Source organism: Noviherbaspirillum sp. (assembly GCF_035944575.1).
Taxonomy (GTDB): Bacteria; Pseudomonadota; Gammaproteobacteria; order Burkholderiales; family Burkholderiaceae_D; genus Noviherbaspirillum.
In genome coordinates this window covers 20,503-28,816 of record NZ_DASZBA010000059.1, presented here as the reverse complement: position 1 = coordinate 28,816, position 8,314 = coordinate 20,503, and the positions used below count along the sequence as shown (strand labels likewise).

Below are 8,314 nucleotides of genomic sequence, written 5' to 3'. Positions count from 1 at the left end.
CGACAACGCGTCTTCCCAAATTTCAGGACTTCTCCATTCTGAATCCACGGACTCGGAACTTCCGTCCGCCGAAAGGCATTCATCGCTCATCGTTCACGCGTGATCCCGTAAATCGATCCTCTTCCGGTAATCAATCATGCTTACACCCCTGGTTTCAGGTATTCAGGCTGTGTCCATCCAAGCGGGCTCACCGCCCTCCACGCCATCCTCAAAGCAAAGAAAGGATGAAAAAGCTGAAAAAGAACATCGAATTGGCTCTACCACGCCGGCAGGCCGCAAGGGGAGCGCTGAATTCCTTGAACGGATGAAAAGGAGCGCGTCAATGCCGTGCGACAGAAGCATGGATTTATTCGGGCGGCTGAGAAGAAGTAATTCGCAGCCCTTAGTGAATCATGAGGGCGAGACAATCAAAGCGAATGCCAACCATCCGACAACTACAGGATTTCCCGCATGGAGGCCTGAAAGGATGCGGCCGGCGCCCGATCTCGACGGAATGTTCGGCAGATTGCATAAACCAGGAGGGCAGCAGAACAACAGCATGCCTCATATCCATCACAGCGAACTCGAGCCCGGGGGCGGCCGTACGGTGCGTGTACATCCGAACCGGCTATTGTTCCCTGCCTACGATATCCATCCTGGACGAGCTTCTAAACTCAGAAAGGAACTGGGGCCGTTTTTTTCCAAGATGAGAGTTGAGTTATACAGAAATGGCAGGAACCGCCACTTTTGCTATAACTGGATCGTTACACGTAGTGGGCAAGTCGCCGTTGCGCCCTCTCACATCAGATACCAACATACGAATATTCTTTTGCAACTGGGCCATCCGCCATTGATTGGCGGGTTCGCCGCTCCGATGGGGCGTATCGGAGGGGAACTCCGCTATGCCGGCATCAAGGACGGACAGCCCCTCTTTTTCATCAACAGCAAATCTGGCCGATACAGCGCAGACCTGGACCGCCGCGAGAGTCAGCTTAAACGTGTCGCCGACCGTTTCCGCGCACTTGGGTTCCCAGTGGAGATGCAGTGGATAGGGCCCCCGCAATGGCCACGCCGCGTGATCACTTCAATCGCAGCAGCACGCCCCAATGCTGCCGGTTGAAGTCCTGCCGCCGGCATTTTTTGCGCACGGAGCAATCGGCGTGTCGGGATGCATTGCCTTGTACGGCACGATGACTGCGCGACAGCACCCTGGCTTCATTCAGTTTTAATGTGCGACGCGTCACGGATTGCATCACGTTGCCGCCGATCGTGTCGAACTTGCTTGCCGGGATGTCGACGTCGACCACCACATCGCAATGGGATGCGGTAACGAATCCCGACGCCAGTGCCGCCGTTCGCCATTCCGAATAATTTTTCAGGGGCGGATTGCTCCGCGAATAACACAACAGGTCACCGACGCGGGGACTGACAAGTTGCGGATCGCAAGGGACATAGGCATAGCCCTGGTTCGCGTCGAAGGCAGCCTTGATGTAATCGGAATGGGTCGACGAATACCGGAATTGCCGCTCCGTCAGACCTGCGTGGTGCATCAGATAGGAAATGAAGGCCGCCGACCAGGGGGAATCGTTCAGGGCTGCGCGCACGGCGGCCTCGCGCAACGCGTATGCGGCGCTACCTTGCTGTTTTTCCAGTTCCGGCAGCAATGTGCCGAGAGACATTTCTTTCGGAGCAGCCTGCGCCGAAGGATTGTCCAGCAGGCCCGGTACGTAGACGATCTTGCGGTCAGCTGTCTCGCCGGGAGCATTTCTGTTCAGGACCACCCAGTACTCCCACACCCGCCGCCAGGCGAAACGGCCTTCAGTCGCCGCGGAACGGCGTCCGGACTCAGCGTCCTGCAACAATTCGGTTTCCGATTCGACCGCACCGAAGCGAACCAGGTATCCGTTCGCATCGATGCGGTGGCCACCGAACTCGCGATGTTCGCGAAGTGCAAGTTCGGCGATACGGGCGGCGAGCGGATTGGAGGCGGCTTCCCGGCATGCCGCATCCATCGCGGATGCGGACAGACTCCACAGACATGCACCGGCGAGAAAGAGTCGCCTTATCCTTTCGAAACTATGTCGCATCGAACGCCGTCCTGACCGCTTCAAGCCGCGCACGGTTCACGCCGAAGTCCCGCCGGCCTAGCCGCGATGCCGACCGCATGTGGATGACGCCTTCATGGGGGTCCAAGAAAAATTCCACATCGTCGACAAAGCGAAGCCACTTCGACCGGAATGCCGCACGCAGATAGTGTGGTTCCGATACCACGACAGATGCACCTTCCATGCCTCGAACGATACGTTCGAGTTTCGCAAAGGCGGTTGCCGCATCGCTCGAGATCCGCAAGGGCGCAATGACATGATCGGGGCGATGAGGATGCATCGCGGCCTGACTGGAAACGACGTTTTGCGCGTCCGCCCCGGGCGGCTTGAGCATTCCATTACGTACGCCAAGGTCTGCCGGCGGCTTGCCGGCAAGCAAATTCATTTGTCCGGCCAGCACACCGGCGAGCGGGAGCCCCACCACGACTGCCGCTACCATAATCACTACTTTTTTTCGCATTTGTCGCCCTGACATCATGTTCCCGCCACCTTACCGGCCACGGCCAGGCGATCATAGCAGAGCGGAATTGCATACCGGGCTGCATAATGCCCGGCCGGATGATCCTGCCTCTTGGTAAAATCCGCGCATCGCGCCGGCACCAATCCCGTTGGCAACTGAAAGTCATGACAATGCGCTTCCTGCATACCTCCGACTGGCATCTTGGCCAGACCCTGCACAATTTCGAGCGCACCTACGAGCATCAGTGTTTCCTGAACTGGCTGCTCGACACCATCGTTGCCGAACAGGTGGACGGACTCCTGATCGCGGGTGATGTATTCGACAATACCAACCCGTCTGCATCCGCGCAGAAGCAGTTCTATCGTTTTCTTCAGCAGGCCAAGGCGGCAGCGCCGCATCTGAACATCATCATCACCGCCGGCAATCACGATTCGCCCGGGCGACTCGAAGCGCCGGCGCCGCTGCTGGAAGGCATGGAAATCACGGTGATCGGCCAGGTTCGCCGCCTCGCATGCGGGAACCTGGATTTCGACCAGCTCATCGTGCCATTGAAGAACCGGTCCGGTGCGGTTGCCGCGTGGTGCCTGGCAATTCCTTTCCTGAGGCCGGGCGATGTACCGCGCATCGACACCGACGGCGATCCGTACATGGAAGGCATCGCCCTGGTGTACCGGGAAGCGCTGCGGCATGCGTTGCAGCGGCGGGTGCCCGGCCAGGCGATCGTGGCGCTCGGGCACTGTCACATGGCCGGCGGCGAGACCTCCGACGAATCCGAGCGCCGGATCTTCATCGGCGGCGCCGAGGCGCTGTCCTCCCGCATATTCGACGCGGCAATCGCCTATGCCGGACTTGGTCACCTGCATCTCGCACAGCGTGTCGGCCGCCAGCCTCATTTGCGCTACAGCGGCAGCCCGTTGCCGATGTCCTTCGCCGAAGTCGATTACAGTCACCAGGTATTGCGTGTCGAACTCGATGGCGAAGCGGCGCGCGACATCACCGAAATCAAAGTACCGCGTGCGGTGGGTTTGCTGCGCGTTCCGCCCAGGCCCGCACCTCTCGAGGAAGTGTTGAGGGCCCTTGCCGCGCTTGAATTGCCCCCGGCGCACGACCCGCAGACCCTGCCCTACCTTGAAGTGCGGGTCCGTCTCGACAGCCCGGAGCCGGGCCTGCGCAGCCGCATCGAAGCGGCGCTGGAAGGCAAGCCGGTTCGGCTGGCGAAGATAGAAACGACTTCCGCCCGCAAAAGCGGCGACGGGGACCTGCCGGCGTCCCTTGATGAACTCGATCGCCTACAGCCGGACGAGATTTTCAGGCGGCTGTACCGCGACAGGTTCGGTGAGGAAGCGCCGCAGGAACAGCTCTCCGCCTTTGCCGAGCTGTTGTTCGGGCCGGCCGAGAAAGCGGCCTGATGAGGATTCTCGCCATACGTGGCCGGAACCTGGCCTCCCTAGCGGGTGAATTCGACATCGATTTTCTGCAGGAGCCATTGGCTTCCGCCGGGCTGTTCGCGATCAGCGGGCCGACCGGCGCCGGCAAAAGCACCCTGCTCGATGCACTCTGCCTTGCACTCTATGACGCCACGCCGCGGCTGCTGCGTGCCGGCAGCAAAGGAATAGGATTGCCGGACGTGCGCGACGAGACCGTCACGCCGCAGGACACGCGCACGCTGTTGCGGCGCGGTGCGTCGGACGGTTATGCCGAAGTCGATTTCGTCGGCGCGGACGGCATCGGCTACCGCGCCCGCTGGAGCGTGCGACGCTCCCGCAACAAGACGGACGGCGCACTGCAACAGGTTGCAATGAGCCTCAAGACCTTGAATGAATTGCACCCGATCGGCAATACCAATCGAGAGGTCAAGGCGGAAATCGAAAAGCGGATCGGGCTGAACTTCGACCAGTTCATCCGCGCGGTGCTGCTCGCGCAGAATGAGTTTTCCGCCTTCCTGAAGGCAGACGACGGCGAACGGGGCGAGCTGCTGCAGACCCTGACAGGCACGGCGATCTACACCGAGGTATCGAAGCGAGCGTACGAGCGCGCCAAGCTGGAGCAGGCGGCGCTGGAAAAACTCGCCGCGCGCCTCGCCGACCACAAGCCGCTCCCTCAGGACGAACGCGCACAGCTCGAAGGCGACAGCCTTCGCGCCGACGCCGCACTGGCGGAAATCGACAAGCGCAAGGCAGGCCTCGAGGAAAAGCTGCGCTGGCATCATGAATGGAAGCAGCTGGCGGAAGGCGAACGTCAGGCGGAGCAGGATTGCGCACGCCGCCGCGACGATCACGCCGCTGCCGAGCCTCGCCGGGCATATCTTTCCCTGGTTGAGTCGGTACAGCCGGCGCGACCAATACTCGCCGATCGCGACCGGATCAACGGAGAGAACGAGCAATGCCGCCACGCGGTCGCCAACGCGGAGCTTTCCGCCGCACAGGCGGAATCGGCGTGGCAGGAGGCGCAAGCGGCAATGGAGGCCGCATCGACCGCAGTGAAGGAAGCCGAGCTGGCGCAATCCGCCGCGGCCTCGGACCTCGAACACGCAAGGCTGCTCGACGCGCAGATCGACGCATTGCTGCCGGCGCATGCGGACATCGCGCAGCAGCACGCCGAGTTGAAGGACGCGGAACAACGTGCACGCGCATCGCTTCAGTCGAACGAGCAGCAACGGGCCGTTTTGCATGACCGCAAACGGACGGCCATGGACTGGCTGCAACAACATGCATCAATCCGACCGCTTGCCGAAGGCTGGCCGCGCTGGGATACCTTGCTGGAGCAGGCGGCACGGATTGCCCTCGAACAGGATCGATCCGCACGGGCGGTGCTGTTGACGGAAACGACGGCAACGGCAACGAAGGCTCAGGCAGCCGAGGCCCTGACCCGCAGCGAAGCGGCAGAAAAAGCCCTGTCGGATGCCACCGGGCGCCTCGAATCCGCCGTTGCCTCGCTATCGGCCCTGAGTTCAGCGACGATCGCCGCGCGCAGGCAGTCCGCCGAGGCGCGACGGGAATTGCTGGATGTCGCGGAAAGACTCTGGCGCACCCTTGCCGGCGACCTCGCCCTGCAGAGCGAACTGCAAGCCTCTCTCCTTCATGCCCGTTCGGCAGCTGACCGCTCGGCATCTCTGCTGGCGGACATCGACATGCGCCTGCCACAAGCCGAGTCGGCGCTGGCGCAGGCTGAGAAGTCGCTGAAGATCGCCGTAACAGCGTGCGCCGACAGCGTGGAAGAGTTGCGCGCCGGCCTGTCGCCCGGCACGCCTTGCCCGGTGTGCGGCGGCCATGAGCATCCTTACGCAACCGAGAACCCCCGCCTGCATTCGATGCTGGACAGACTGCAAGCGGAGGTGGATCGCTGCCGCGGCCAGGTGCATCAACTTCTGCAGCAGCGCGCGGCACAGTCCGCGCTTGCGGAGGAAGCCCGCAGGCAATTGAGTGAACTCGGCGCTAAGCTGCAAGCATCCGAGGATGCGATCCGGACCGGGGCACAAAGTTACGAAGCCCATCCGGTTGCCGCTGAATTGAGTAGTGTTGCCCACGATGCGCGTGCAGCCTGGTTCGAGGAACAGCAGCGCCGCCTGCGTGAAGAAATCGAGGCCATCGCCGCAGATGAACAGGCGGTGCGTGCCGCCACCTCAGCCTGCGATCTCGCCCGCCGGGAGGTGGACGATGCATCGAAACAACACGCCCTATCGAAGGATGCGGCCATATCCGCCAGGACGGCATCCGAGCGATCGGAGGCCGAGCATGCGGTCGCTGTCGGCAAGCACGTGGAGACCAGGGAGCGGCTTCGCACTGTCCTTGCCGAACTCGAGCCTGCGTTCTCCGATCCGGCATGGAAGCGTGCGTGGCAGACGTCGCCCGGCGATTTTCATGCGACGTGCAAAGCGCGTGTCGCCAGCTGGCATTCGCATCATGACGATGAAGTGGAGTGCGACGCCAAGCTCCGCATCCTCGACGCCGAACATGCGGCACTCGCGCAAACACTAGCCAATACAGAACATGAATTGCTTCGGTCCGGCGAGACGCTCGCGGCGAGTGCCGGGAGACTCGATGAAAAGCAGGCGACCCGCAAAGGTCTTTTCGGCGGCAGAACCGTCGCGGCGGTGCAGGAAGAACTCCGGGCGGCGTTCGATGACGCAAGAACGCGGCATACGTATGCCAGTCATGCGTTGCAGGAAAAAAGCACGGCACGCACCCGCTGCATCGAAGCACTGGAGCAGGCAAGGCATCGACTCGCCGCCACCCGTTCCGCCGCCGACACGGCCGCCGCTGTTCTCTCGGAATGGCTGTCGCGGTACAACGCGCGCCATGCGGATCGACCGGAGCCGGTAGACGGCCAACAGTTGATTGCGCTGCTGTCCCACTCGCCGGAATGGATCGCCGATGAACGGGCGCAGTTGCAGTCGATCGCAGGCAGCCTGGATTCTGCGCTCGCGGTACTGCAGGAACGCGCCACGCGTCGCCAGCGGCATGAAGCGCTCCGTGAAGGTGACGACGACATTGACGCCGTCACGACCGCCCTCGGCGCCGTCAATGAGGAACGGCAGCTAGAGCATACCCATGCCACCGCATTCAAGCTGGGGCTGGCGCAGGACGACGTCCGACGCCAGCAGTTGCAATCAATGGCGTCCGAGATCGCGCTGCAGGAGGCGGCCGTGCAACGATGGGGACGCCTGAGCGAACTGATCGGTTCGCACGATGGCAAGAAATTCCGCAACTATGCGCAGCAGTACACGCTCGATCTGTTGCTCGGTTATGCTAATCGGCATCTGGCCGACCTAGCCCGCCGCTACCGTCTGGAGCGTATTCGCGATTCGCTGGCGCTGATGGTGGTCGACCAGGACATGGGTGACGAGATGCGCTCGGTACATTCGCTGTCCGGCGGCGAATCGTTCCTCGTCTCGCTCGCACTTGCCCTGGGCCTTGCTTCGCTGTCCTCGAACCGGGTCCGGGTGGAGTCGCTCTTTATCGATGAAGGCTTCGGCAGTCTTGACGCGGACACGCTGTCGGTTGCGATGAATGCGCTCGACAACCTGCAAGCGATGGGCCGCAAGGTCGGCGTGATATCCCACGTGCAGGAAATGACCGAGCGCATCTCGACCAGAATTCTTGTTCAGAAAACCACCGGCGGGAAAAGCCGGATCGTGGTCGAGCAGGTCTGAAGCAGCAGGCACCCGTCCCCTGCACGGTTACCAAATTTACATTTCTTAACAAGACGGCAATGAATCTTTTGCCGTCCCGTGGTCTGAAACAATGACACATCGCTGTCGCTTTTTTCAACTACGAAAGGTACGCATGAATAAATTACTCGCTACTCTCCTGACCGGCCTCTTTGCAACTTCCGTGTACGCACAATCGGGCACAGCCACCACGTCTCCATCGACCGGCGCCACATCGGGCGCATCGACGACCGCGACGGCACCTGCGGCAGGCGCGAACGTCAATGCAGATACAAAAGCCGAAGCGAAAGCCGATAAGAAAACGGCGCAAGCTGAGGAGAAGGCGGTAAAAGCGGATGCCAAGGCGCAGAAGAAAATCGCCAAGGCCGATGCGAAAGCCGACAAGACCAAGGCCAAGGCACGTGCCGAAGCTGCGGAAGACAAAGCGGACGCAGTCAAGTAATCCGCACTCGTGCAATAAAAAAGGCAGGGTTTCCTGCCTTTTTTATTTCCGGACGCCAATCAAGCTCCGGCATGGCATCGCGCAAATGTCGCCCCGGTATCCAACCGTATAATTTTTCTGATCAAACTCGGTCCATTAAGCGCCGTAACTCTCATCTT

General features: G+C 61.3%; 6 protein-coding genes. 4 read left to right on the top strand and 2 right to left on the bottom strand.

The features are described 5' to 3' along the window. The first annotated feature begins 136 nt into the window (after positions 1–136). Positions 137–1,099, top strand: coding sequence for a hypothetical protein (locus VGU61_RS03375; RefSeq protein WP_326857686.1), 963 nt, complete (start codon positions 137–139; stop codon positions 1,097–1,099). Here the strand turns inward: VGU61_RS03375 and VGU61_RS03370 are convergent. Both VGU61_RS03370 and VGU61_RS03365 read right to left on the bottom strand, forming a co-directional pair. After that, positions 1,059–1,991 carry a DUF2272 domain-containing protein gene (locus VGU61_RS03370; protein WP_326857685.1) on the bottom strand — a complete coding sequence of 311 codons (933 nt, stop codon included), beginning with the start codon at positions 1,989–1,991 and terminating at the stop codon, positions 1,059–1,061. The genes VGU61_RS03375 and VGU61_RS03370 overlap by 41 nt on opposite strands. Before the next feature lie 64 nt (positions 1,992–2,055). Continuing rightward, positions 2,056–2,544: a DUF1499 domain-containing protein gene (locus tag VGU61_RS03365; RefSeq protein WP_326857684.1), complete on the bottom strand. Its 489-nt coding sequence runs from the start codon at positions 2,542–2,544 to the stop codon at positions 2,056–2,058. 170 nt (positions 2,545–2,714) lie between these two features. On the opposite strand from VGU61_RS03365, the gene VGU61_RS03360 reads away from it, so the two are divergent. The 3 genes from VGU61_RS03360 (at position 2,715) to VGU61_RS03350 (ending at position 8,156) form a co-directional block, all read left to right on the top strand. Beyond that, the gene (locus tag VGU61_RS03360) at positions 2,715–3,953 is read left to right on the top strand and encodes an exonuclease SbcCD subunit D C-terminal domain-containing protein (RefSeq protein ID WP_326857683.1); all 1,239 of its coding nucleotides are present in this window, start codon (positions 2,715–2,717) and stop codon (positions 3,951–3,953) included. Continuing rightward, complete coding sequence (locus tag VGU61_RS03355) at positions 3,953–7,696, top strand: AAA family ATPase (protein ID WP_326857682.1); 3,744 nt, start codon at positions 3,953–3,955, stop codon at positions 7,694–7,696. The genes VGU61_RS03360 and VGU61_RS03355 overlap by 1 nt, the downstream gene beginning before the upstream one ends. Before the next feature lie 133 nt (positions 7,697–7,829). Further along, positions 7,830–8,156 carry a hypothetical protein gene (locus VGU61_RS03350; RefSeq protein WP_326857681.1) on the top strand — a complete coding sequence of 109 codons (327 nt, stop codon included), beginning with the start codon at positions 7,830–7,832 and terminating at the stop codon, positions 8,154–8,156. Positions 8,157–8,314: the final 158 nt, after the last annotated feature.

Coding starts and splice junctions, on each gene's coding strand:
- VGU61_RS03360 (WP_326857683.1), top strand. CDS start 2,715: ATGCGCTTCCTGCATACCTCCGACTGGCATCTTGGCCAGACCCTGCAC.
- VGU61_RS03350 (WP_326857681.1), top strand. CDS start 7,830: ATGAATAAATTACTCGCTACTCTCCTGACCGGCCTCTTTGCAACTTCC.
- VGU61_RS03355 (WP_326857682.1), top strand. CDS start 3,953: ATGAGGATTCTCGCCATACGTGGCCGGAACCTGGCCTCCCTAGCGGGT.
- VGU61_RS03375 (WP_326857686.1), top strand. CDS start 137: ATGCTTACACCCCTGGTTTCAGGTATTCAGGCTGTGTCCATCCAAGCG.
- VGU61_RS03370 (WP_326857685.1), bottom strand. CDS start 1,991: ATGGATGCGGCATGCCGGGAAGCCGCCTCCAATCCGCTCGCCGCCCGT.
- VGU61_RS03365 (WP_326857684.1), bottom strand. CDS start 2,544: ATGCGAAAAAAAGTAGTGATTATGGTAGCGGCAGTCGTGGTGGGGCTC.